We start from the raw sequence: 26,990 nt of genomic DNA on the forward strand, positions 1-26,990 counted from the left end.
AGGCTGACGTTCGTGCGCCGGTTCAGTCTGTGGCTTCGTGGCAAGCCCCTCATCTCGGATTCGATACTGGCCGCAACGCTGCTGCTGCTCGAAATTCTCGGCGCGAGCAATTCTGATAGCACGCTGGCCTACCTGGGAATCGGTGTGCTGCTACCGGGACCTGTGGCGCTTCGGCGGCTGTACCCGCGGGCGATGGCGGCCGCGATGCTCGGACTCTCGATCGCCTCGACGCTGGTGAGCTACGGGACCCAGGACCAGGCCGACCATATCGCGCTGCTCGGGCTCGGCGTCATGCTGTACACGCTGGTCGCGTATGTCGGTCGCAAGCAAGGACTCTGGTACGCGCTCGGACTGATCGCCGATTGCAGCAGCTCATTTCTCTTGCTGCACAAGCCGGCCGGTTCGGATCTGATCTTCACCGCGATGTTCTACGCGCTGTGCTGGACGCTGGCGGAGTTCATCGGTGCGCGCCACGCTTACGACCGAGAGGTGGCGGCGCGGCTCGCGGTCGCCGACTACGACCGGGAACGCCGCGCGCACGATGCCGTCGCCGCCGAACGTACCCGCATCGCGCGCGAACTGCATGATGTGGTCGCCCATGCGGTGAGCGTGATCATTGTGCAGGCCGACGGTGCGAAGTACGCGCTGCGCCGCGATCCGGATGCGGCCGAACGGGCGTTGACCACGATCGCGGGTACCGGTCGCGAGGCCCTGCGGGAATTGCGCCGAACCGTCGCGCTGCTGCGCATCGAACACGCACCGGATCAGTTGCCGCAGCACGGAACGGCGGGGCTTGCGAAGGTCGTCGAGATAATGCGCGATACCGGCCTCGCGGTGGAACTCGAAATGACCGGGGAACTCGACGATATCGCCCCCGAGGTGAGTCTCGGTATCCACCGCATCGTGCAGGAATCGCTGACCAATACGCTCCGGCACGCGGGCTCGCACCCGAAGGCATGGGTGCGGGCGCAACGCCGCGCTGCGGATGTGGTTGTCGAAGTCACCGATTCCGGCGGGGTTTCGGTGCGGGAGCAGGCCGCGAGCCCGATCGTCGGCGGCGGTATGGGATTGGTCGGCATGCGCGAACGCATTGCCGTACTCGGCGGCACCTTGGACGCGGGCCGCACATCCGATGGCTCGTGGCGGGTATACGCGACCATCCCACTGGCGCGCGGCAACGAAAACGGTTAGCCCCGGGCTGGTTTCGAGGACGCGCTGTTCGAAACTGGGTGGACGGGGCCGATAGATTGGGGATGTGCCGATCACCGTTCTCGTTGTCGACGATCAGGAACTCATGCGCATGGGATTGAAGATGGTGCTCGGTGCGCACCCGGACATCGAGGTAATCGGAGAGGCCGAGAACGGGGCCGCCGCGATATCGCGGGCCGGCGAGTTGCGCCCGGATGTGGTGCTGATGGATGTGCGGATGCCGATCGTCGACGGGGTATCGGCCACGCAGCGCATCGTCGAGTCGGGTGACGGCTGCAAGGTGCTGGTGATGACGACCTTCGATCTCGACGAACACGTACTGGGTGCGTTGCGCGCGGGCGCGAGCGGATTCCTGTTGAAGGACACGCCACCGGAGGATCTGGCATCGGCGATCCGGAGTGTCGCGGGTGGCGACGCGGTGGTGTCGCCGAAGGTGACCAAGCGGCTGCTGGACCGGATGATCGCCGATGACCCGGGCGGTATGCGGGATCCGGCGGTACTCGACGTACTGACCGCCCGTGAGCGTGAGGTGCTGGAGCATATCGCGGTCGGGCGTTCGAACGCCGAGATCGCCGAGCAGTTGTACCTGTCCGAGGCCACCGTCAAGACGCACGTCGGGCGGGTGCTGACGAAGCTCGGTCTGCGCGACCGGGTTCAAGCGGTAGTGCTGGCCTACGAGACCGGGTTGGTGCGACCGGGCGGCTGAGATCTCAGCCCACTATCAGCGGCGATCGGGAGAAAAATCGGACTCTGCCACGTTGAACCCGGTAGATCGTCCGAAAGGATTGCCATGCCCGCCGTATTGTTCGTGCTCTATGTCATCGTCGAGATCGCCGCGCTGATCGGCGTCGGCCACCTCATCGGGGTGATGCCGACCATCCTGCTGCTCATCGCCGGGTCCGCTGCGGGCATGCTGCTCATCGGCTCCCAGGGCCGTCGCGTCTTCGAACAGTTCCGGCGGGCCGGACGAGGGGAGATCAATCCGGGTACCGCGGTCGCGGACGGCGCGCTCGTCGCAGCGGGCGGGTTCCTGATGTTCATCCCGGGCCTGGTCACCTCGTTGTTCGGGCTGCTCCTGCTGCTGCCGCCGACCAGGTTCCTGGTTCGTCCGCTGGTCGCCGCGTTCGCGGCGCGGCGGTTCAGCCGTCTGGCCGCGGCGATGCCGTATCGCGGCGTGATCATCGACGGTGACGATGTGGTCGACGGCGTGGTTGTCACCGAGTGGTACGACGACCCGCGCCCCTCGACTCGCCCCGTGCTTCCGTAGCGACTGCCTACGGGTCGAGACGCGGCCGATCGGCCTTACACCGGACTGCTTCCATAAACCGTGCCGACAATCACCCTCGCGCCCATTTCGTGCGACGGCGCAAAGGACTAAGGTGGCCGGATGGCGACCGAAGAGCTCACCGTCACGGTGAGTGAGGAGCTGGCAGCGGCGGTTCGGCAGGCTGCGGCGGCTGTGGGACAGTCGATTTCCGGATTCACGGCTGCGGCATTGCGGCTGGAACTGATCGCGGCGGAGGCTGGTATGCGGGCCGCACCCGGTACCGCCCCGCCGAAATACCCGGAGGTCATGGCAGTGCTCGCACAACCCGCGGACGCTTCGCCGCGGGGCAGGCTGTCCGACTCGACGGACTGAATCAGCCATACGGCAGACTGGTGTCTCGTGAGTACCCAGTTGCTGATCGGCGGTCGTTTCTACAGTTCGAGTTCACCCGACGCGACGGCAATGGCGGTGACCGATGGCACCGTGGTGTGGCTGGGTGCGGAACAACCGGGACGCGCGCTACATCCGAATGCGGAGATCATCGACCTGGATGGCGCTTTCGTGGCACCGGCGTTCGTCGACCCGCACGTGCACGTGACGGCGCTGGGCTTGAAGCTGACCGGACTCGATCTGTCGACGGCACGCTCACTCGAGCACTGCCTGGAACTGTTGCGCGCGTTCGCGGCGTCGCATCCCGACGGCGCCATCCTCGGTGACGGCTGGGACGAGACCGGTTGGCCGGGAGGTCGCCCGCCGACAGTCGAAGAGATCGACGCTGCCGTGCAGCCGGGGCGACCGGTGTATCTGTCACGGGTGGACGCGCATTCGGCGGTGGTGTCGTCGGCGCTGTTGACGGCAGCAGTCACCGCCGCGGCGGGTTTCACCCGTGGTGCGCCCCTGCGCGCCGACGCGCATCATCTGGTGCGCACCGCGGTCCTGTCGGGATTGGATCGCGCACAACGAGATCGGGCGCGCAAAGCGGCGCTGGACGCGGCGGCCGCACGCGGTGTCGTGGCCGTACACGAATGCGGGGGACCGGATATCGCCGGGCGCACCGATATTCGTGAGTTGCTCGAATTCGACCATGGTGTGGCGGTCCGCGCCTATTGGGGTGAGGCGGTGCGCACCGTTGACGAGGCGCGGGCGCTGGTTGCCGAACTCGGGGTGGACGCGCTCGGCGGCGATCTGTTCGTGGACGGTTCGATCGGCTCGCGCACCGCCCGATTGCGTGCGCCGTACGCCGATGACGCCGGAACCGGCCTCGGCTACCTCGACGCCGACACGATCGCCGCGCATGTGCGCGCCTGCACGGAGGCGGGCATCCAAGCCGGATTCCACGTCATCGGTGATGCTGCGATGGATGCTGTGGTCGCCGGATTCGAACAGGTGGTCGCCGAACTCGGCGGCCCCGCCGTCGCGTCCCGCGCGCACCGCGTCGAACATGCGGAGATGATCGATGCCGAGCAGATCGCGAAACTGGCCGCGTGGGGCGTAATCGCCAGTGTCCAACCGGGTTTCGACGCGACCTGGGGTGGTCCAGATGGTATGTACGCCACCCGTCTGGGCGCCGAACGGGCCGCCACCCTGAATCCCTTCGCGGCCATGGCCGCGGCGGGCATCACCCTCGCTATCGGCTCGGACGCACCGGTTACCGCACTCGACCCCTGGTCGGCGGTCCGCGCCGCGGTCAACCACCGCACCCCCGGCCACGGCCTCTCACCCCGTGCCGCCTTCGCCGCCGCCACCCGCGGTGCCTGGCGTGCGGGCGGGGTCGGTGACGGTGTCGCGGGTACGTTGGTACCGGGAGCCCCCGCCTCCTACGCGATCTGGGACGCCGGCGACACCGTCGTGGCCGCGCCCGCCGATACCGTCCAACGGTGGTCCACCGATCCGCGTTCGCGCGTCCCCGGCCTACCGCCACTCGACGCCGACGCGTCCCTGCCCATCTGCCTGCGTACCGTCCACCGCGGAGTCACCATCCATGAGGCCTGAAGCACCCGGTGTGGGTCGCGTGAGCGCCGTGCTCGGGCGGTACCCGGTGCTGGTTCGTTCGGTGGCGGCGCTGGTTTCGGGGCTGCTCATCTTCGGGAGCTTTCCGCCACGGCCGTTCTGGTTCCTTGCTCCGATCGGGATCGTGGTGCTCACCCTGAGCGTGCGCGGCGCCACGCGGTTGCCTGGGGGGTTCGGTTACGGGTTCCTGGCGGGGCTGGGTTTCTTCGTGCCGCTGTTGCCGTGGACCGGGATTTACGTGGGGCCGGTGCCGTGGCTCGCGTTGTCGGCAGTGTGTTCCCTGTATATAGGACTATTCGGGCTCTCGACGCGGTTGTTGTTCTCGCTGCCGGGGTGGCCGGTGTGGGTGGCGTTGACATGGACAGCCACCGAGTGGCTGCGATCGAGTTTTCCGTTCGGCGGATTTCCCTGGGGGCGTTTGGCGTTCGGGCAGGCCGACGGGTGGTATCTCTCGCTGGCCATGGTCGGTGGCGCACCGCTCGTCGGATTCGCGGTGGCGCTCACTGGAACCACCGCGGCGGCACTGCTGGTGCATTTGTGGACCCGCATCACGGTCGCGCCGACGGATGGTTCGTCGACCGCCGAGCCGGGCCGCGCCGGTACCACGACCCGCCTCGGGATTATCGCCGCGGCGGCGGGTCTGGTTATCATCCCGGCTACCGGAGCGATTCTGCGGACCGCGCTGCCCGGCCCGCAAGAGGGTGACCGGACGATCACGGTCGCCGCCATCCAGGGCAGCGTGCCGCGGCTCGGCCTGGACTTCAATGCCCAGCGGCGTGCGGTGCTGGACAACCATGTCCGGCGCACCGAGGAATTGGCTCGGGCGGTCGCGGCGGGCACCGCGCGCAGGCCGGACGTGGTGATCTGGCCGGAGAACTCATCCGATATCGACCCGCTGCGCAATGCCGACGCGGCCGCCGAGATCACCGAGGCGTCCGAGCGGATCGGAGCGCCGATCCTGGTCGGCGCGGTGCTGGTGAACGGCGATCGCACGACAACGAATTCGGTCATCGTCTGGAACGGTGCGGCCGGTCCGGGGGAGCGCCACGATAAGAAGATCATCCAGCCGTTCGGCGAATACCTGCCCATGCGCGGCTTCTTCCGCCTGTTCTCCGACTACGCCGACCGTGCCGGATACTTCGTTCCGGGGAATGGCACCGGCACCGTACACGCCGAACCTTTCGAGCGACCGGCAAGCAGTCGCTACGGCGGTGGCATCGATATCGGCGTCGCGACCTGCTACGAGGTCGCCTTCGACCGCGCCTTCCGCGATTCCATGCACGCGGGCGCGCAACTACTGACCGTGCCCACCAACAACGCCACCTTCGGCGACAGCGAAATGACCTATCAGCAGCTGGCCATGTCCCGGATCCGCGCCGTCGAACACGGCCGCGCCCTCGTGGTCGCCGCCACCTCCGGTGTCAGCGCCATCATCACCGCGGACGGCACGGTCCAGCAGCAGACACCGAAGTTCCTACCCGCCGCCCTGGTTGCCGAGCTGCCGCTGCGGAGCAGCACGACACTGGCGACCCGGTTCGGCCCGCAACCGGAACTTCTCTCGGTTATTCTGTCCGCTACCACCGTCGTGGTAGCGGCTATCCGGCGGCGAAAATTTCGCGGCACGTACGTGAAAGACCAGGCCACCATGGACCAGCCGGTTGGCTGAGCCGGCGAGATCTGCCGAGCGCGTCGTGTAGGGCTTCCCCTAACCGAGCAGTTGGATTGTTTCGGGCCGACAAAACCGTCCACCGGTCCGTCCCGATCGTTCGCTTGTAGTTAGCTATGTCGCAATAGATCGCTTATGGCTTGTTAATTTCTCGGTATTTCTGCTGTTGACTACCAAATCTGGCTAGTTTGCGGAAAAATAGCTGATGAAAGTGCCTTGCTGCCAACGTCGTTCGAAGTGAAACAAATCCGCAACGCTGGCCATCCGCTGCATTCGATGCTCCGAATCTATGGGCGTGGATCACGTCCTACGGCTGGCGCGTGCGCGCCTGCGGTGACGGTGCTCGGGAGTTGTGCATCAACAGCGGCAGAAGGAGTGATTGATGAAGTCATTGGCCACCGATCGCGTCGACCAATGCTCTTCCGGTGAATCCTCGGCACAACCATTCGCCCTGTCGCCTGCGCAAACCGCCCTCTGGTACGCCCAACGAATCCGCCCGGATGTCCCGCTGACCATCGCGCAATATGTCGAGATCCACGGAGACCTGGATGTCGGACGCCTGCTGTACTCGATCGAACGCTTCGGTTTCGAAACGCAGGTCGGACATGTGCGTCTGGCCGAGATCGACGGTGTCCCGCATCAGGTGATCGACCACACGCGCCGCCCGGGCTGGGCCCGCATCGATCTGCGCGACGAGCCCGATCCACAAGCTGCCGCGCTGCGCTGGATGAACGAGCACGCCAGCTCCCCGATCGATTTCGAGCACGATCCGCTGACCACGAACATCGTGCTGCGGACCGGCGATTTCGACTACATCTGGTATGCGCGCGGCCATCACATCGTGATCGACGGCTACGGCGCGATGAACGCACTGACCCGCACCGCGGAGATCTATACTGCGCTGGAGAACCGCACCGAACCCGCGGTATCCCGAGCCACACCGCTGGCCACCATCTATGCGGACGAATCCACTTACCGTGACTCCAGCCGGTTCCGCAACGACCGCGACTATTGGCTCGAGCAATTGGCGGGCGCGGGCGGACCGATGACTCTGTCCAGCGTGAACGGCCTCACCGCCGCCCCCGACGCGGGGCGGCGGCGTGCTTGCGCGGTCCTGGACGCACGCGCCGAGGCTGCTATGACCGCGGCCACCGCCGAATTCGAGACCCACAGCTCGACCATGTTCGTTGCCGCACTGGCCGCCTATGTGCGGTCGGTGACCGGCAATCCCGACGTGGTGCTGAGCCTGCCGGTGTCGGCGCGGACCACGGTCGCGCTGCGCCGCTCGGCAGGCGTGGTCTCGAACGTGGTGCCGATCCGGGTGCGCTTCGATCCCGATAGCACCGTGCGCGATGTGGTGCGCGCCGCCGAATTGCAGATCACCGGTGCGCTGCGCCACCAGCTTTACCGGCACGACGACATCCGCCGCGATTGCGGTTACTCCCGCGATGCGCGCGGGTTCTTCGGCCCGATGGTCAACATCATGCTGTTCCACGACGAGCTGAAGTTCGGCAGTCTGCTCGGCTCGCTGCATGTGCTGGCCACCGGCCCGGTCGAGGACCTGTCCATCAATTTGTACAACGGCGAGGGCGATCGCATCCATCTCGACTTCGAGGCCAATCCACACCTCTACTCGGAGTCCGAGGTCACCGCACACCACAGCCGGTTCCTCGACTTCCTGACCCGATTCCTCACCGCCGACCCCGATGTGCGCGCCGAGAGTCTCATCGCGATTACCGATGACGAACACGAGCGCGTGGTGCGCACCTGGAACGCCACCGAGACCGCGCCGCAGCGGGGGACACTGTCCGGTCTGTTCGCCGAGCGCGCGATCATCTGCGCGGATGTGGTCGCGCTCGAATTCGGTAACGAGACAATGACTTACCGCGAACTCGATGAGCGTGCCAATCAGCTGGCTCGACTGCTCATCGCGCGCGGCGCCGGCCCGGAGACGGTGGTTGGCCTGTACCTGAGACGCAGCCTCGAACTGGTCGTCGGCATGTACGCGATCATTAAGGCGGGCGCGGCGTACCTGCCGTTGGATACCGATCACCCGGTCGAGCGAATCGAGCAGATCCTCGAACAAGCCGACCCGGTCTGCGTGTTGACCACGGCCCGAGACGAGCTCGCGCTGCCGGCGGACGCCGACGTGATCGCGATCGACACGGTCGACCTCGCGGATTTCGATGCCCATCCGATCACCGACACCGACCGTCTCGCGCCGCTGCTTGCCGATCATCTCGCGTACATCATCTTCACCTCCGGCTCGACCGGAAAACCCAAGGGCGTCGGCGTAACCCACGCCGCGATCGTGAACCGGTTGCGCTGGATGCAGCACGAATATCGCCTCGATGCCACCGATGCGGTGCTGCAGAAGACCCCGGCCACCTTCGACGTCTCGGTCTGGGAATTCTTCTGGCCCTTGCAGATCGGTGCGCGACTGGTCATCGCGACGCCCGACGGCCATCGCGATCCCGCCTACCTGGCCCGGACAATCGCCGAAAAGTCCATTACCGTAGCCCATTTCGTGCCGTCCATGCTTTCGGTATTCGTCACCGATACCGATGTGCGCGGCTGCACCACATTGCGCCGGGTGTTCTGCAGCGGTGAAGGATTGCCTGCGGCCACCGTTCGTGATTTCCACAAAGCTCTGCACGGGCCGGAACTGCACAATCTGTACGGGCCGACCGAGGCCGCCGTGGATGTCACCTACTGGCCCTGCCCGGCCGATCCGGATACCGTGCCGATCGGCTCGCCGGTGTGGAACACCCAGACCTACGTCCTGGACACCCGCCTGCAGCCGGTGCCGCCGGGGGTCACCGGCGAGCTGTACCTTGCGGGTGTCCAGCTGGCGCGCGGTTACCTCGGCCAATCCCGGTTGACCGCTGATCGTTTCGTGGCCAACCCGTTCACACCGGGCGCCCGGATGTACCGCACCGGCGATCTGGCGCGCTGGCAGGGCGATCCGGATCTCGGTGGTCACCAAGGGAATTCGGGGCGCGGTGTGCTCGAATACCTGGGCCGCAGCGACTTCCAGGTCAAGATCCGCGGGCTGCGCATCGAACTCGGCGAGATCGAGGCCGCACTGCTGGCCGACGAGCGGGTCGCGCGCGCGGTCTGCGTGGCCCATCGCGGCCGCACCGGCGACGAACTCGTCGCCTATATTGTTGCTGCCCAAGGCTTTTCGGAAGAACTGGACCGGAATGCGCTGCTGAACGCATTGCGTCGGACGCTGCCCAGCTACCTGGTGCCCTCGGTACTGATGGTGCTGGACGAACTACCGCTGAGCCCGAACGGAAAGATCGATCGCAAGGCGCTGCCGGAACCCACCGCCGCTCGTCCGTCCGGCCAGCTCACCGTCGAACCCCGCACCGAGGTAGAGCGGGCGCTCGCCGGGATCTTCGCCGAAGTTCTCGGCCTCGACGGAATCGGTATCGAGGACGGCTTTTTCGATCTCGGCGGAAATTCGCTGATCGCCGCTCGCGCGGTCGCGCGGATCAATGCCGCCCTCGGTACCGGACTGACCATCCGCGACCTGTTCGAGGCCTCGACCATCGCCGCGTTGATCGAGCGCTTCGCAACGCACAATCCGGACGCGTCTTCCCCGAAGCTGGTGCCGGCCGCACGGCCGCAGCGGATTCCGCTGTCGCTGGCTCAGCAGCGGCTGTGGATCCTCAACCGCTTCGCCGAGCATGCCGCCGCCTACAATATGCCGCTGGCAGTGGAGATCGATGGACCGCTCGATCGCATTGCGCTGCGTGCCGGACTCGTCGACGTGATCGAACGGCACGAATCCCTGCGCACCACCTTCCCGGATACGCCTGAAGGTCCGTATCAGCTCGTGCATCCGGCCACCGATATCCCACTCACCTTGGATCCGATCGACGCCACCGGCGCCGACGCGCGCGCACTCGCCGAAGAGTTCGCCGGGTACGGCTTCGATCTGCGCAGCCAGGCACCGATCCGGGTAGCCCTGTGGAGCACCGGACCGGATCGGCACGTATTCCTCATCGTCCTGCACCACATCTGCGGTGACGGCTGGTCGATCGCACCACTGGCCAGAGATCTGATGTCGGCGGTGGCCGCGCGTGCGAAGGGCACGGCACCGCAGTGGATCCCGCTGCCGGTGCAGTACGCCGATTTCGCCCTGTGGCAGCGTGAACTGCTCGGCGAGGAAGCCGATCCGGCGAGTGCGCTGAGCCGCCAGCTCGCCTACTGGCGCGCGGCCCTCATCGATCTGCCGGACCAGCTCGATCTGCCGCTGGATCGGCCGCGCCCGCTGCGCCGCTCGACCGACGGTGCCCGGGTCGCATTCACCATCGCACCCGAGATCCGCCGTGCCGCAGGCGAACTCGCGGCCAGTCGAGGTGTCAGCATGTTCATGGTGCTACATGCCACATTGGCCACCCTGCTCGCGCGGCTCTGCGCGAGCACCGATATCGCCATCGGCACCCCGATCGCGGGCCGCTCGGATCCGGCACTCGACGATCTCGTCGGCATGTTCGTCAACACACTCGTGCTGCGGACCGAGGTCGACCCGGCCGCAGGATTCGACCAGATGCTCGATGTGGTCCGCGAAACCGATCTCAATGCCTTCGCCAATGCGGATGTGCCGTTCGAACGGCTGGTCGAACTCGTCAACCCGGGGCGCTCCGCCGCCAGGCACCCACTGTTCCAAGTGATGCTGTCCTATGACCGCGCACCGGACCTGAGCATCGATTTGCCCGGTGTGCGGGCGCAGGTGCTGCCGATCGCCGCGGACATCGCCAAATTCGATCTGCAGTTGGAGCTGCACGACGGTGTCGCCGACGGTCCGATGCACGCCGAATTCGGCTATGCCACAGATATTTTCGACAAGCGTACGGTCGAATCGTTCGCCCGGCGCTTCATCGCCGTGCTCGGTGCTGTCGTCGTCGAGCCGGATCGCCCGATCGGCGACCTGAACATCCTGGACCGGCGCGAGGCCGCGAAGCTGGCACCGATTGCCGGTTCTCCCGGCGAGCCCTCGATCACCTTGGCGCGGCTGTTCACCGAGATCGCGGAGCGGCTACCGGATGCGACCGCCGTGCGCTACGAGGGTGGCGACACCAGCTACCGTGAACTCGACGAGATGTCGAACCGCCTGGCGCGCACGCTGATCGAACACGGTGCCGGACCCGAGGTCGTCGTGGCGATCGCCTTGCCGCGCAGCCTCGATTCCATCGCGGCCATCTGGGCCGTGGCGAAAACCGGTGCGGCGTATGTGCCGATCGATCCGAGCTACCCGGCTGAGCGGATCGAGCATATGATCGCCGATTCCGGTGCCATGCTCGGGTTGACCGTGCCGGAATCCCTGGCCACCATGCCTGCCTGGCCCGCCGCGGGCGGTAAGCACCGCAAGAACTATGTCGACTGGCTGGTGCTGGGCTCGGATGAACTGGCCACCGAATCCGCCTGCTACTCGACCGCCCCCGTCACCGATGCGGACCGCCACTACCCGCTGCGCTCTGGACATCCCGCCTACCTGATCTACACCTCGGGTTCCACCGGAAAGCCCAAGGCCGTGATCGTCACCCATGCCGGTATCGCATCGCTGGCACACGAGCAGATGCATCTGTTCGGTGTCACGGATTCGGCGCGAACGCTGCACTTCTCCTCGCCCAGTTTCGACGCGTCGGTGCTCGAGATGCTGCTCGGGTTCGCCGCTGGGGCCACCATCGTGGTCGCACCCGCAGGCATGTACGGCGGTAGGGAACTCGCCGATCTGCTGCGCACGGAGCGGGTTACCCACGCCTTCATCACCCCGGCCGCGCTGGCAACCGTGCCGGAGGCGGGGCTCGACGAACTCGAGGCTGTCATCGTCGGTGGTGAGGCGTGCTCGGAGGAACTGGTCGAACGCTGGTCGGCCCGGCACCGCATCCACAATATGTACGGACCTTCCGAGGCGACCGTCGCCGCGACCGCCAGCGGCCCGATGCAGGCGGGGCGCCCGGTGCCGCTCGGGATGCCGGTGCGCGGTATGCGGCTTTTCGTGCTGGATGGTCGGCTGCATCCCGTGCCACCGGGCACCCCGGGCGAGCTGTACCTGTCCGGCCCGGGTCTGGCCCGCGGCTACCTGGACCGATACGGCCTTACCGCACAGCGCTTCCCGGCCAACCCGCTCGGTCGGCGCGGTGAAAGGATGTACCGCACCGGTGATCTCGTGGTCTCGGATCCGATCGGACAGCTGCGCTTCCTCGGCCGCGCCGACGATCAGATCAAGATCCGCGGCTTCCGCATCGAACTGCGCGAAATCGACAGTGTATTGCGCGCCCATCCGGGCGTGAGCGCCGCGCTCACCGTCGTGCACACCGATGAACACGGCCAGCCCCGCCTGGTCTCCTACGTGACCGCCGACGAACCAGTCGACGCCGTCGATATCGCCGAGACCGCGCGTCAGCGGCTGCCCGGTTACATGGTGCCCGCCTCGATCGCGGTCCTCGACGAGATGCCCGTTACCCAGGCGGGCAAACTGGACCGAAAGGCCCTGCCCACACCGGTTTTCTCGGCGGTAGGTACCTCGCGTGCGCCGAGTACGGAACTGGAGCAGCGCGTCGCGGCCGCATTCGGCGAGATCCTCGGTCGCCCGATGACCGGAGCGGAGGACAGTTTCTTCGAGGTCGGTGGCAACTCGCTGCTGGCCACCCGCCTCGCCGCCGCACTGTACGCGGAATTCGGCGTCGACCTGCCGGTGCGGCTGATCTTCGAGGCGCCGACGGTGGCCGGTATCGCGGAACGGATAACGGAAGCGCCCCGGACGCAACGGTTGGCGCTGGCTGTGCACTCCCCGCGTCCGGGACGCATTCCATTGTCGCTGCCGCAGCAGCGACTGTGGTTCCTGAATCGATTCTCACCCGAATCGAGCGCCTACAACATCGCATTCGTCATTCGGATCGACGGCGATCTGGATGCGGCGGCGCTGCGCGCGGCGCTGACCGATGTGGTCGAGCGGCACGAGGTGCTGCGCACCGTGTTCCCGCAGGACAATCTCGGCGCCCAGCAGTCGGTGCTGCCGACCGCCAAGGCCATGCCGGTGGTCGAGCCCGTCGTGGCCGACGAGAGCGCCGCCGAGCAGGCACTGCGGGCCATGGCTCGCACCGGATTCGATCTCACCAAGGACACCCCACTGCGGATCACTTTGCTGCGCACCGACTCTCGGCGGCATCTGCTCGGTATCGTGGTACATCACATCGCCGCCGACGGCTGGTCACTCGGCCCGCTGACCAGGGATCTGGCCACGGCGTATCTGGCGCGGCGCGAGGGTTTCGCACCGACTTGGACACCACTTCCGGTGCAGTACGCCGATTTCGGGCTGTGGCAGCGCGCCCACCTCGGTGACGAGGCCGAGCCCGACAGCCTCGCGGGCGAGCAACTCGCGTACTGGCGCACCGCACTGGTGGATCTGCCCGACGAACTGCCGTTGCCCTACGACCGGCCGCGGCCGGCCGAGCCGACGCAGCAGGCGGGCTCGGTGTGCTTCACCGTGCCTGAGCCGATGCAGCGGGCGCTGGCCGAACTCGCCCGCGAACAGGGTGTCAGCATGTTCATGGTGCTGCGCTCGGCTCTCGCGGTCACGCTGCGGTTCATTACCGGCGGTCGGGATATCGTGATCGGCACGCCGGTCGCGGGGCGCACCGATACGCAGCTCGACGAGCTGGTCGGCATGTTCGTCAACACGCTGATACTGCGTTCGGATGTCGACCCCGATATCTCGTTCGCGGCGCTGCTGCGCGCCGATCGGGATAACGAGCTGGCCGCCATGGCGCATGCCGACATTCCATTCGAACGCATCGTCGAGGAGTTGGGGCGCGATGCGCGCGGCAGCACTCGCCATCAGCTGTTCCAGGTGGCGCTGACGGTGCAGGATGGCCCGGTCCCGTTGCTCGAACTGCCCGACCTCGCGTTGCGTGCCGAGGAATTGGATATCGCGCTGGCCAAATTCGATCTGGAGTTGCGGGTCGCTGCCCGCGTCGCCGAACCGGACGCGCCGGAGCGTGCCTTCGAATTCGTTTATGCTGCGGAGCTTTTCGACGAAGTGACCGTCAAGGCCTTGGCCGATCGCTTCCTGGCGGTGTTGGCGGCCATTACCGCTGGGCCGAAGGTGCTGGTCCGGGATATCGATGTGCGCACCGAATTCGAGCGTCGACAGCTCACCCCCGCCATCGGCGGCCCGACCACGCCGCAGTGCACGCTGGCGGCGTACTTCACGGCCACCGCGCATATGCATCCGCAGCGCACCGCGATTCGCGCGAACGGCACCTCGCTGACCTACGCCGAGGTCGACGCGCGCTCGAATCGATTGGCACGGGCGCTGATCGAGCGCGAGCTCGGACCGGGGGACCGGGTGGCACTCGGCCTGACCCGCTCGGTCGACTCGGTCGTCACGATGCTCGCGGTCGCCAAGTCCGGTGCCGCCTTCGTACCGGTGGATCCGAACTATCCGGCCGAGCGGGTGCGGCATATGCTGGTCGATTCCGGGTGCCGGGTGGGTGTCACACTGGCCGAGCACGCCGATCGGCTGCCCGCGACCGCGGGCACCGACTGGCTGCTGCTGGACGCTCCCGAATTCGTCGAAGAACTGGATGAACTCGAAGACTGCCTGGTCGACGACTATGAACGCTTGCGGCCCGTCGAAATCGCCGATCTCGCCTACGTGATCTACACCTCGGGCTCGACCGGCAAACCCAAAGGGGTGGCCGTCACGCACAGTGGCCTGTCGAACCTCGGCGACGAGCTCCGCGAGCGTATGCGGGTCGACAAGGATTCGCGCACGCTGCATTTCTCGTCCCCGAGCTTCGACGCGGCCATCTTTGATCTGCTGGTCGCGATCGGATCCGGTGCGACGATGGTGATCGTCCCGACCGATGTCTACGGCGGTGACGAACTGGCCGAGGTGATGGAGCGCGAGCGTGTCACTCACACATTCATCACACCGGCCGCGCTGGCCACCATCGATCGGGAACGGTGGTCATTGCCGCATCTGCGTGCGCTGATGGTGGGCGGCGAGGCCTTGGGGGCCGAGCTGGTGCTCCGCTGGGCGCCGGGACGGCAGATGCACAACGTATACGGCCCGACCGAAACCACCGTCATCATCACGATCTCCGAGCCGATGACGATCGGCGGACCGATCACCATCGGCACCCCGCTACGCGGTGCGCGGGCGCTGGTGCTCGACGAGCGGCTGCGCCCCGTGCCGGTCGGCGTGCCCGGCGATCTGTACCTCGGCGGATTCGGTGTCACGCGTGGGTATCTCGACCGGTTCGAGCTCACCGCGACGCGATTCGTCGCCGACCCCTTCGGATCGCCCGGGTCGCGGATGTATCGCAGCGGTGACGTGGTGCGCTGGAATGCGGCGGGTGAGATCGTCTACCTCGGGCGCAGCGACCATCAGGTCAAGGTGCGCGGCTTCCGCATCGAACTCGGCGAGATCACCGATGCGCTCGTCGCACACGAGCAGGTACGGTTCGCGCACACCGAGGTGCGCCACATCGCGGGTGCGGATCGGATCGTTTCGTTCATCCAGCCCACCGACGGGATAACCCCGGATATCGACGCGGTGCGCGCCCGGGTCGCCGGACAGCTTCCCGCACATATGGTTCCGGCGAGTATTACGGTGCTGGACGGGATTCCGCTGACCCCGACCGGTAAGTTGGACGTCGCCGCACTGCCGGAACCGCAGCTGACGGCGCGCACGGCACAGCGCGCACCCGCGACCGACACCGAGCGGCTGGTCGCCGAGGTGATGGGCGAGTTGGTCGGCGTCGACGCCGTGAGCGCCGATGACAGCTTCTTCGATATCGGCGGAAACTCGCTGCTGGCAACGCAACTGGTGGCCAGGCTGACCGCGGCGACCAATACCCGGCTGGAGGTGCGCACCGTCTTCACCACGCCGACGGTCGCCGAGCTCGCGGCGCTGCTCGATGCCGGATCCGATGCGGACGCCCGGCCGGAGCTGGTGCGCCGCGATCGGCCGCAGCGGATCCCATTGTCGGCGGCGCAGCATCGACTGTGGTTCTTGAACCGGTTCAACCAGGTCGGGGACAGTGCGGGTAACGCCGACGGGGCCTACAACATCCCCGTGGTGCTGCGGTTGCGCGGCGAGCTCGATGTCGATGCGCTCGAGCGGGCCTTGCGCGCGGTGCAGCAGCGGCACGAGACGCTGCGGACGGTGTTCCCGGAAGTCGATGGGGAACCCGCGCAGCGGATTCTCGACCCGGCCGATGCCGCGGTTACGCTGTCCGTCGCGGCGCTGCCGAGGTCCGAAATATCCGGCGCGGTACAGAGTTTCGCGGCTCCGGGATTCGATCTGGCGTCGACGGTGCCGTTGCGCGCGGCACTCATCGCCGTCGATGATGCGGACCGATCCACCGACCGGGGCGCGGGGGAGTCGACCGAGCACGTGCTGGTGCTCGTCGTGCACCACATCGCGATGGACGGCTGGTCGCTGGCACCGTTGGCCGCCGATGTGGCCGCAGCCTATGCGGCCGCGTGCGACGGGACGACGCCGGACTGGCCGGAATCGGAGATCCAGTACGCGGATTACACGCTCTGGCAACAGGACACGCTCGGCGCCGAGGACGATCCCGATTCGGTGGTGTGCCGCCAGCTCGACTACTGGCGGGGCACCCTGGACGGAATTCCGGAGCTGCTGAACTTGCCCGCGGACCGGCCGCGCCCGCCCGTGCCGACCTATCGTGGCGGCGATGTCGAGTGCGCGATCGACGCCTTGACCCACCGGGAACTGCGCACGATTGCCACCGCCAACAACGTCAGCATGTTCATGTTGCTGCACGCCGCGCTCGCGGTACTGCTGCACCGGATGACCGCGACCGACGATATCACCGTCGGCACACCGATCGCGGGCCGCGGTGGCCACCCCGAGCTGGACCGGATGGTCGGCATGTTCGTCAACACCCTGGTGCTGCGCACCCGGATCGATCCGGATGCCAGGTTCACCGACCTGCTACACGCCGTGCGCGATGGCGATCTGGACGCGTTCGCGCACGCGGATCTGCCGTTCGAGCGCCTCGTAGAGGTGCTCAATCCGGTCCGCTCACAGGCCCATCACCCGATGTTCCAGGTGATGCTCTCGGTGCAGAACCATCCGCTGCGGGTGCTCGAGCTGCTCGGACTGCGCATCGAGGCGCAGGATATCGACACCGGTATCGCGAAGTTCGATCTGCAGTTCACGCTGACCGAATCCCAGACCGACACAAAGGAACCCGGCGGTATCACCCTGTCGGTCAACTACGCGAGCGATCTGTTCGACGAGGAGACCGCACAGCGGCTCGGCAAGCGACTGATCCGGCTCCTCACCGGCGTCGCCGCGAATCCGACCACCGCTGTAGGTGATCTCGAGCTCCTCGATCCCGCCGAATGGTCCGGGCTGGCCCCGGTGCGCGGTGCCGAAGCGGACCGGCCGGTCACCTTCCCGGAGGTGTTCGAGACCGCGGTGAATATCGACCGCAAGGCCATCGCACTGCGCTCGGGCGATACCGAGGTGAGCTACGAGGCGCTCGACCGCTGGACCAACCGGCTGGCACGGGTGCTCGTCGAACGCGGAGTCGGCCCGGAAAGGCTGGTGGCACTGGGGATTCCGCGTTCGATCGAATCGGTGGCGACAATGCTCGCGGTGGCCAAGGCGGGTGCGGCATTCGTGCCGGTCGATCCGCTGTATCCGGCGCAACGGATCTCCCATATGCTCACCGATTCCGGCGCGGCACTGGGCATCACGCTGGCCGAGCACCGCGATCAGATGCCCGGTGATGCCGAGTGGATCGTGCTCGACGATCCCGAAATCCGCACGCGAGTGTTGGATACCTCCGATGCGCCGATCAGTGTGGGCGAGCGGACCAGTGTGCTGCGGGTGGATAATCCGGCCTACGTCATCTACACCTCCGGCTCGACCGGCACACCAAAAGGCGTCGTAGTCACCCATGGTGGCCTGTCGAACTTCGCCGCCGAGACCGCGCAGCGCTTCGAGGTGCATCCGGGTTGCCGGGTCCTGCATTTCGCGACGCCGAGCTTCGACGCCGCCATGCTCGATCTGCTGTTCGCACTGGGCGGTGCGGCGACGCTGGTGATCACGCCACCGGGTGTGGTCGGCGGGGCAGAACTGGGCCGGGTGTTCATCGAGGAGGCGATCACGCACGCCTTCATCACCACATCGGCACTCGGCACGGTAGATCCGACCGGGGTCACCGAATTGGCGCATGTACTGGTGGGTGGTGAGGCGTTGCCGCCGGAGCTGGTGACCCGCTGGGCGCCCGGACGCAATCTGTACAACGTGTACGGGCCGACCGAGACCACCATTGTCACGGTGATCTCCCAGCCCCTGACACCGGATGGGCCGATCACGATCGGCGGGCCGATCCGCGGCGTCAACGCGACCATCCTCGATGGCCGGCTGCATCCGGCACCGGTCGGGGTGACCGGTGAACTGCACCTGGCGGGCAGTGCGCTGGCACGGGGCTATCTGAACCGTCCGGGTCTGACCGCGCAGCGGTTCATCGCCAATCCCTACGGCAAGCCGGGTGAAAGGATGTATCGCACCGGCGATCTGGTGCGCTGGTTCGGACACAGCCGTGACTCGGCCCGGGAAATCGAATACCTCGGCCGCACCGACCATCAGGTGAAGATCCGCGGCTTCCGCATCGAACTCGGCGAGATCGATACCGCGCTCGCGCGGCACGCGGCGGTGGAGTTCTCGACGACCATCGGTTATCGGACCCCCGCCGGTGCGACGGCATTGGTGTCGTATGTGAAGCCGTACCATGGAATGGCGCCGAGTGCGGCCGAGCTCACCGAACATCTCGCCGAGCGGGTGCCGAATTATATGGTGCCGCAATCGATCATGCTGATCGAGGAGGTTCCGCTCAGCCCGGTCGGTAAGCTCGACCGAAACGCGTTGCCGGAACCGGTCTTCAGCGCGAGTGAGGGCTATCGGGCGCCGACCACCCCGATCGAGGAGCAGCTGTGTGCCGCCTTCGCGACGGTGCTCGGTGTCGAAACGGTGGGTGTCGACGATGGATTCTTCGAACTCGGCGGCAACTCGCTGCTGGCCACCAAGGTCGTAGCGCAGCTGCGCGCCAACGGGATCGATCTCCCGGTGCAGCTGATGTTCGGCGATTCGACTCCGGCCGCCATCGCGGCGCGGCTGGACGGAACCGGTAACACCGGCGCGGCCGTCGCCACGTCGCTGGATCCGGTGCTGCCGATCCGCGCCCGCACTGCCGCGAGCCGGGCCCCACTGTTCTGCATCCATCCCGCGATCGGGCTTTCCTGGTGCTACTCGGGCCTGCTCGCACATCTGCCCGCCGACCGTCCGGTGTACGGATTGCAGGCACCGCATGTCGCGGGCGAGGACGGGTTCGATTCGATCGGTGCGGCTGCGGAAAGCTATGTGGCGCATATCAAGTCGATCCAGCCCGAAGGGCCATACCACCTGCTCGGCTGGTCGCTGGGCGGTCTGATCGCGCATGAGATGGCGGTCCAGCTGCAGGAGGCGGGCGAGCAGGTCGCGCTGCTGTCGATGATGGACAGCTACCAGCTCACCGACGAATGGCTCGAGCATGCGATCCCCACGGTGGCCGAGATCATCGGTGAATTCGGCAGCGCCGCCGATGCCGCCGATCTCGACCCGCATATGACCCTGCGCGATGCCGCCGAACTGCTACGCTCGCGTCCCGGACCGTTCGCCGCCCTGACGGTCGAACACCTGGAGCACCTCTACGCGGGCTACACCAATGGCACTGTCTTGGCCCACGGCTTCCGCCCCCGGCCCTTCGACGGTGACTTGCTCTTCTTCACTGCGGCCGATGACGAGATCAACCACACCGACCCGACCCGCTGCGCCGCGGCGTGGGCACCATTCGTCACCGGCACCATTCACAACCACGACGTGCCGTGCCGGCACTCGGCCATGACGACACCGGAATCATTGGCCGTCATCGGTCCGGTGCTCAACGAGCATCTGGACGGCGCACCGGGGCCGGAGGCGCGGTCGTGAGCGAGCGTTTCGAACAGCCCATAAGCCAGCACCCCTGTGCATCGACGAAACCTGGTGTCACCGAGTCGGATCCAGGCGAGATATCGCCGACGACCACGCGGGCCGGGACGCCGGTGCCGAGAGCGGAGGAGGAGCGAATCTTGAGCGAATGCGGAGAATTGACAGGCCGTACACAGTCCGTGGCAGGCCCGGCGAGAATGCGGGCACCGGGGGCGATGGCGTGGCGGGTGGCGTCGTGAGTCTCGCGGTGGAGGTGCTCGGCCTGGTCAAGAATTACGGCCGAGTCCGCGTGCTGGATGAGGTGGACCTGCAGATTCCGGCGGGCACGGTGATGGCGCTGCTCGGGCCGAACGGCGCGGGTAAGACGACGACGGTGCGCATCGTGACCACCCTGCTGCGGCCCTGTGCCGGATCGGTGCGAGTGGCGGGTATCGACGTCTTGCGCGATCCGGCGGCCGCGCGACGGCGCATCGGGCTGTCCGGTCAGTACGCGGCCGTCGATGCCAACCTGACCGGATACGAGAACCTGCGCATGGTGGCGCGGCTGTACGGAATGTCACAGCGGCAGGCCACCTCTCGCGCCGCGGAGTTGCTGAGCTCTTTCGGCTTGGACCACGCCGCGCACCGGCGGGCGGGTACCTATTCCGGCGGTATGGCGCGGCGGCTCGATCTGGCCGGGGCCTTGGTGGCGCGGCCCGCGGTGGTGGTGCTAGACGAGCCGACCACCGGGCTGGATCCGCGTGGCCGTCTCGATATGTGGGGCGTCATCGGCGATCTCGTCGACGACGGCACCACGGTGCTGCTCACCACCCAGTATCTGGAAGAAGCCGACCAACTCGCCGACCGCATCACGGTCATCGATCGCGGGCGGGTCATCGCCAAAGGTTCGGCCGACGAGCTCAAGACCTCCATCGGCGGCGACCGGCTTACCGTCACACTGGCCCCGGGCCAGGACATCCTCCCGGCGCTGACGATCCTCGCGCAGGTCGGTATCGGTGAGCCGGCCCACGATCGCGGCGCGGACGAAGTCTCCATCGTGGTGGCCGACGGCTCCCGCACCATGGTCGAAGCGCTGCGCAGGCTCGACGATGCCGGAGTGTGCGTGGTCGACGCCGGCGTGCACCGGCCCACTCTGGACGACGTTTTCCTGTCGCTCACCGGCACCGCTGCGCACGAACCCGAGCTGGAAACCGACGATGTACAAGAGGAGATCTTGTCTTGATGAGTACCGCAGTCGCGCGCGCAGAAGCGGAACCGACCGCGAAAACCGAATCACCGCAGGAGATTCCGCAGCCACGCGCCCGGATCATCCGGGATAGCGCCATAGTTGCCTACCGGAATCTGCTGACCATCCTGCGGGTTCCGACCTTCTTGGTGACCGCGACGATCCAGCCGCTGATGTTCGTCTTCCTGTTCGCCTACATCTTTGGTGCCTCACTCGGCGGCGGCCAATATCGCGAGTTCCTGCTCGCTGGAATCTTCACCCAGACAGTCGCTTTCAATGCCGCCTTCACCACTGTCGGCCTCGCGGGTGATCTGGAGAAGGGCATCATCGACCGCATGCGCACGCTGCCGATGTCGCGGCTGGCGGTGCTGATGGGGCGCACACTGTCGGATCTGGTGGTGAATATCCTGAGCGTGGCCGTCATGGTCGTCTGCGGTTATATCGTCGGCTGGCGCATCAATGGCGGGATCGCCGATGCCGTACTGGCTTTCGCGATAATCCTGCTGTTCGCTTTCGCTATGTCCTGGGTCGGGGCGATCACCGGTCTGTTCTCACCCACCGTCGAAGTCGCGCAAAGCGCGGGCCTGATCTGGCTGTTTCCGCTGACCTTCATCTCCTCTGCCTTCATTTCCGCGGAATCGCTGCCCGGCCCGCTGCGCACCGTCGCGGAATGGAATCCCATCACGGCGGTTTCCGCCGCCGGTCGCAAGCTCTTCGACAACAGCGCACCTCCCACCTTCGGCACGCCAACCGGCTGGCCCGCCGACCACTGCATCGAATACGCGGTGACGTGTTCTCTCGCCATTCTGGTGGTTGTCGTGCCGTTGGCTCTGCTGCGCTACCGCAAGGTCGCCAGCAAGTAGCAGACACGAACGCGGGTACGACAAAGGCCGCTGGCACCAGTTTGGTGCGAGCGGCCTTACACCGTCTTCGAAGGTCTTTCCGGTGGCGTTCTGTCCTCGACCGCCGCCTGGGAGGCCTCGGGACCTAGACCCGACGCCGAGTCTTCAGCAGATCCAGCCGCTCTTTCAGCAGCTCCTCGAGCTCCTCCTTGCTGCGGCGCTCCAGCAGCATGTCCCAGTGCGTGCGCGGCGGCTTGGCCTTCTTGGTCTCCTGGGTGCTGCCCTCCATGAGGGCGCCCTCCTGGCCGTTGCGGCAGAGCCAGGTCGGCGGGATCTCGGCGTCATCGGCGAATGGCACGTCGAACTCTTCGCCGTTATCGGTCCGGTACCGAGCAATCCGCCGCGGGGCCAGGTCGTGGTCGCGATCGGTTTCGTAGCTCACCGCTCCGAGCCGACTGCCCCGGAGTACGCGATCTGCCATGGTGTGCCTCTCCCTGTGCTCGAGTCTTGTTGCGCTGCGGCCGCGGCCTTCATCGGACTGCCGGACGAACGCGTGCCGCTCGCTGGACCTTAGATGTAACGATCGTGCCTGCGCCAATAGTTCCCCATCGGCACTGACCCTTTCGAGCGACCCGCAAGCAGTCGCCAGCGCCGGGCCAACCGTTCCATTGTAGTCGGTGCCCGGGCTGGACTCCGCCACGCCCGCGCCGCGCCGATAAACCAGGGTCGGGAGCCCCATGCGGTCGGTAACCATTAGGGTTCTGCCTCATGTCGCGCCGCTTGCTGTCCTGCTGCCTGTGGTGTGGGCGGGAGATCGTCGAATCGGAAGCCGGGCGTCGTCGCCGGTACTGCCGTCAGTCCTGTCGCCAACGCGCCTACGAACACCGCAACAGCCTGAAGGGAACCGGAATTCCGGGGGATTCGGTGGTACTGAGCGCCCAGGAAGCGGCCGATCTGGCCGACCGCTGGTTCGCCGCCCGCTGTGCCGCCGAGGACGTCGCCACCGCTATCGGTGAGGGCGCCGACAACGAGGAGTTGACAGCCCTCAGCGCCACGCTGTTGACCCTCACCCGCGAGGCCGAGCGGCTGCGTTGACCGTCGACCGCTAGGCGAGCCTGCGCTCGTCGACCGATGTGCGCATGCCCATGCCATTGAGATCCAGGTACAGCAGACGTTCGGTAATAGATAGCGACATGGTGTTGCGGCGTTCGATCACCGCCACCGCGGCATCGATGAATTCACGATCGAAGCTGTACAGCGGGATCGTTTCGGCGCGGTGGATCCGCTTCCCGGTGAGCTGCGCGAGCACCTTGGCCGGGTCGCGATGGGTGTAGATTGCAACGCGCTCAGCCGATTTGCTGCCGCGGTGTACGCGATCTGCGTCGGGTGCGCCGACCTCGATCCAAGCGGTGAGCTGTCCGGTGAGATCGCGCACCAACACCGCGGGCTCGTCGGTCGACGAAACACCGCCGTCGCTGAAGGCAATGCCCTGCTCGTATTCGAGGCAATAGGCGAGCACTCGCGTCAGCATGAATTCGGCGGTTTCGGACGGGTGGCGCGCAACCCGCAGCTCCAACTCCTGGTAGACCGCACGGTCGACGTCGGCGAGTTGGACGGTGAAGTTGTGCAGTGTCGCGCTGAGGGCCATAGGAGCAGAAGCTTAATGGTGGGTCTACGGCGCGGGCTGGATGCGGCCCACGAACCCCTCGATGGCGCTCCACATCTGAGGGTTGAGTTCGGTGTGCTTGCCGGTGCCCAGAACGGTGTCGAAGTCGACGCCGGCGGCGGCGAACTGGGCGACGAGGGCGCCGTGCAGTGGGGAGGGAACCGTGGTATCGGTGACGTTGATACACAACAGGATCGGTGCGTCGTAGCCACTGGTGGGAACGGTCATATAAGTGTCTACGGCGGCGGGCATGGGCGCGACGGACAGGGGCTTCGCCAGCACGTCGCCGATGCTGAGGCCACGGACGCGATCCAGGATCTGGGGCGTGCACATCGTGCCGACGCTGTCGAGCACGGAGCGGCCCTCGGCGGTCAGGTATTGATCGACGTCCACCTCCGGTCGGGAGGCGCGGAGTCCGGCCAATACGCTGACGAACAGATCCATGAAATCGTCCGCGATCGCGGGTGGGGTGGGCGTGCCGGGGCCGAACAGTCGCGTGAGCTTCTCCACGTCGGACTCGGGGTCGATCGCGATGGTGCCGCGGAAGTCCAGGTCGGGGGTATCGCTGACCTGCAGGCGGGCGGTGCCGAGCGCGGCCTGCCCACCCTGTGACGTACCCATGACCGCCCATGTGCGCGATAGTTCCGGGTGCGCGGACCGAACGGCGCGCACGATGTCGATCGTGGCAGTCGCCTCGGTTTCGATCCCCAGGTATGGGTGTATTCCGGTGTCGAAGACGCCCAGACCGAGGTAGTCGGGCGCGACCACGGCGAATCCCCGCGACGTCAGATACCGCAGCAGCGCATCTTCATCTCCCGCAATCGTCTGGGCGGGATACGCGAGCGGATCGGACTGGCCGCCACAGCCCCGTCCGAGCCCGCTGGTGCCGTGGTCGAAGGCGATGATCGGCCAGCCGGACGACGGCGGGGTACCGGCAGGGATGTACAGCGCTCCGCTGGCCGGTTGTGTCGTCCTGCCCGAACCGCGCATCCAATACTCGATCACCGAGCCGGCGGCAGCGGATATCCCGCGCGTGCCTTCGGGGAGTGGGTACTCCGTGATCAGGGTTCCCGGGGTCGCCGCGTGCGCCGGAGCGGCATGTATCGAGAGCGCGACGCCGACCGACAACGTGACCGCCGCCACCGCTTGCCGATATGTACGGACAACTCGCATCGAACACCTCATATCCGATCCGACACCGTCACAACCGTGCATGAGCGTATAGATCGGGACGTGACAGCCCGCTTCAACACGCTGTTCAGCCGAAATCGCGCCGCGGGAAAGGGGCGCAAGTCGGCGGCGTGGCATTCGCGAGGAGATTCGTGGCCGCTCAGAAATGTGGTGTCAGACCATTGCGCGCGATCACGTCGCGGTACCAGAATGCGCTCTGCTTCGGTGTCACCTGTTGACTGACGAAGTCGGTCCAGGCGAGGCCGAACTTGATCGAGTAGCCGTTGGTAGAGGCGAAGTTGTCCTGGAAGCACCAGACGATCAGCCCGCGTAGGTCCACGCCGTCGGCGATCGCATCGTGGGCGGCGCGTAGGTACGCATCGAGGAACGCGACACGGGCGCCGTCGCGGATATCGCCGGCGGGCCCGACATAGTCGTGGTAGGCGACGCCGATCTCGGTGAGGTAGAGCGGGATCTTGGTGTACTCGTCGCGGACCCGGCGTAGCACCGAGGTCAATCCCTGCGGAGCGACTTTCCACCCCATCGCGGTGATGTCGGGTCCGTTCGACCCGAAGCCGTTCTGCGACTGCGAGGAGACCGGCGGGACGATTCGATAACCGGGCGGTTCGGGGTCCGCGGCGACAGCGCTACTGGTGTAGTAGTTGACGCCGAGGAAATCCAATGGACTGCTGATCGTCGCGAGGTCGTTTGCCTCGATCACCTTGGTGGTGTCGCCGATCCTGCCGTAGTAGTCCAGTACGTCGGAGGGGTAGGCGCCCTGGAACATCGGCGCGAGATATGTTCGGTTCCAGATGCCGTCGAACAGTTTCGCGGCCGCGGTGTCGGCAGAGCTGCCGCTCGCCGCAAAGATATCGACGATGTTGAGCGTGGTCCCGATCGAGGCGTTCGGGTGGTTGACCGCCCGCATGGCCTGCACCGCCAGTCCCTGGCCCAGCAGCTGGTGATGAGCCGCGGGAAAGATCGCGCGCGGGTCGGCGATTCCCGGTGCGATCTGCCCGGTGCCGTAGCCGAGCAGCGCCTGCGAGTTCGGTTCGTTGAGACAGAGGAAATGCGGCACCCGATCGCCGAGCGCATCGTAGACCGCGGCCGCGAAATCGGCGTAGCGCTGGGCGGTGTCGCGCACCGTCCAGCCGCCGGCGTCCTGCAGTGCCTGCGGCAGATCCCAGTGATAGATCGTGATGAACGGCGATACACCGCGCACCAGCAAGGCATCGACAACGCGCTGGTAGTGATCGAGCCCAGCGGGGTTGATGGGCCCTGTGCCGGTCGGCATGATGCGCGACCAGGAGATCGAGAAACGATAGGCGCCCAAGCCCAGGGCGGCCATGAGATCGAAATGCTGCTCGAACCTGGCGTATTCGTCGCAGGCGATGTCGCCGGTGTCGCCGTTGACGGTCTTACCGGGGGTGTGGCTGAAGGTGTCCCAGATCGATGGTCCGCGCCCGTCCTCGGTGATCGCTCCCTCGACCGATTCGGCCGATGAGGAGGTTCCCCAGAGGAAGCCATCGGGAAACCGAACCGACCCCGCAGGGCCGCCGGGTACGCCCGATGGTGCGGCGACGGGCTCAGCGGCGATCGGTCCGCCGAAACCGAGCGCCGCGGCCAATGCGCCTGCCGCCACACCCAATCCGCGCCGCGACAAGTGGGGCATCGCATCGTCGGCCGCGGGCGAAGCGCCATCCTCACTCATCGCCCGCGCCTTGGTCTCGGTTCAGCGTTTCCACCACATCCCAACCCTTCCGGGACGGTTCGGGCAGGCGATTGCCGCGATGACCATCCCGTTTGGTGCCGTTGTGTGAGTCAGCGGACGCGGGGCGCGCCGGTCGAGCGCCTGGAGGTCTGGGGGCCTTGTTGATCAGCACGCCTCCCAGGGGCAGGTTAGCGCGAG

The 26,990-nt window shown here is 66.6% G+C and carries 14 protein-coding genes; 10 read left to right on the top strand and 4 right to left on the bottom strand.

The window, feature by feature from the left end; genetic code table 11:
• The first annotated feature begins 12 nt into the window (after positions 1-12).
• The 9 genes from ACW2Q0_RS16535 to ACW2Q0_RS16575 all read left to right on the top strand — a co-directional run bounded on the left by ACW2Q0_RS16535 (position 13) and on the right by ACW2Q0_RS16575 (position 22,266).
• Positions 13-1,191, top strand: a complete 1,179-nt coding sequence (locus ACW2Q0_RS16535; protein ID WP_457190988.1) for a sensor histidine kinase — start codon at positions 13-15, stop codon at positions 1,189-1,191.
• Positions 1,192-1,255: 64 nt separating this feature from the next.
• Positions 1,256-1,915, top strand: coding sequence for a response regulator (locus ACW2Q0_RS16540; RefSeq protein WP_457190990.1), 660 nt, complete (start codon positions 1,256-1,258; stop codon positions 1,913-1,915).
• A gap of 84 nt (positions 1,916-1,999) precedes the next feature.
• Positions 2,000-2,476, top strand: a complete 477-nt coding sequence (locus ACW2Q0_RS16545; protein ID WP_457190992.1) for an FxsA family protein — start codon at positions 2,000-2,002, stop codon at positions 2,474-2,476.
• A gap of 120 nt (positions 2,477-2,596) precedes the next feature.
• A complete protein-coding gene (locus ACW2Q0_RS16550) occupies positions 2,597-2,848 on the top strand; it encodes a hypothetical protein (RefSeq protein ID WP_457190994.1) in 252 nt (83 codons plus the stop codon).
• A 27-nt stretch (positions 2,849-2,875) separates the two neighbouring features.
• Entirely contained in the window at positions 2,876-4,468 is a 1,593-nt protein-coding gene (locus ACW2Q0_RS16555; protein WP_457190996.1) for an amidohydrolase, read from the top strand.
• Positions 4,458-6,152: an apolipoprotein N-acyltransferase gene (gene lnt / locus ACW2Q0_RS16560; protein ID WP_457190998.1), complete on the top strand. Its 1,695-nt coding sequence runs from the start codon at positions 4,458-4,460 to the stop codon at positions 6,150-6,152. Before ACW2Q0_RS16555 ends, lnt begins: the two co-directional genes overlap by 11 nt.
• Before the next feature lie 382 nt (positions 6,153-6,534).
• On the top strand, positions 6,535-20,178 hold the full coding sequence (locus ACW2Q0_RS16565) for an amino acid adenylation domain-containing protein (protein WP_457191000.1): 13,644 nt from the start codon (positions 6,535-6,537) through the stop codon (positions 20,176-20,178).
• A gap of 235 nt (positions 20,179-20,413) precedes the next feature.
• On the top strand, positions 20,414-21,400 hold the full coding sequence (locus tag ACW2Q0_RS16570) for an ATP-binding cassette domain-containing protein (RefSeq protein ID WP_457191002.1): 987 nt from the start codon (positions 20,414-20,416) through the stop codon (positions 21,398-21,400).
• A gap of 83 nt (positions 21,401-21,483) precedes the next feature.
• A complete protein-coding gene (locus ACW2Q0_RS16575) occupies positions 21,484-22,266 on the top strand; it encodes an ABC transporter permease (protein ID WP_457191207.1) in 783 nt (260 codons plus the stop codon).
• Between the two features lie 124 nt (positions 22,267-22,390).
• Here ACW2Q0_RS16575 and ACW2Q0_RS16580 read toward each other — a convergent pair whose 3' ends face one another.
• On the bottom strand, positions 22,391-22,726 hold the full coding sequence (locus ACW2Q0_RS16580; protein WP_457191004.1) for an RNA polymerase-binding protein RbpA: 336 nt from the start codon (positions 22,724-22,726) through the stop codon (positions 22,391-22,393).
• A 287-nt stretch (positions 22,727-23,013) separates the two neighbouring features.
• Here ACW2Q0_RS16580 and ACW2Q0_RS16585 point away from each other — a divergent pair, with 287 nt between their 5' ends.
• Positions 23,014-23,340, top strand: a complete 327-nt coding sequence (locus ACW2Q0_RS16585) for a hypothetical protein (protein ID WP_457191006.1) — start codon at positions 23,014-23,016, stop codon at positions 23,338-23,340.
• Positions 23,341-23,350: 10 nt separating this feature from the next.
• Here the strand turns inward: ACW2Q0_RS16585 and ACW2Q0_RS16590 are convergent, their stop codons facing one another.
• The 3 genes from ACW2Q0_RS16590 to ACW2Q0_RS16600 form a co-directional block, all read right to left on the bottom strand.
• On the bottom strand, positions 23,351-23,893 hold the full coding sequence (locus tag ACW2Q0_RS16590; RefSeq protein WP_457191007.1) for a YaeQ family protein: 543 nt from the start codon (positions 23,891-23,893) through the stop codon (positions 23,351-23,353).
• A gap of 24 nt (positions 23,894-23,917) precedes the next feature.
• Entirely contained in the window at positions 23,918-25,084 is a 1,167-nt protein-coding gene (locus tag ACW2Q0_RS16595; protein WP_457191009.1) for a lipase family protein, read from the bottom strand.
• Positions 25,085-25,241: 157 nt separating this feature from the next.
• Entirely contained in the window at positions 25,242-26,792 is a 1,551-nt protein-coding gene (locus ACW2Q0_RS16600) for a GH1 family beta-glucosidase (protein WP_457191011.1), read from the bottom strand.
• Between the last annotated feature and the right edge of the window lie 198 nt (positions 26,793-26,990).

It is taken from the genome of Nocardia citri, from assembly GCF_054065835.1.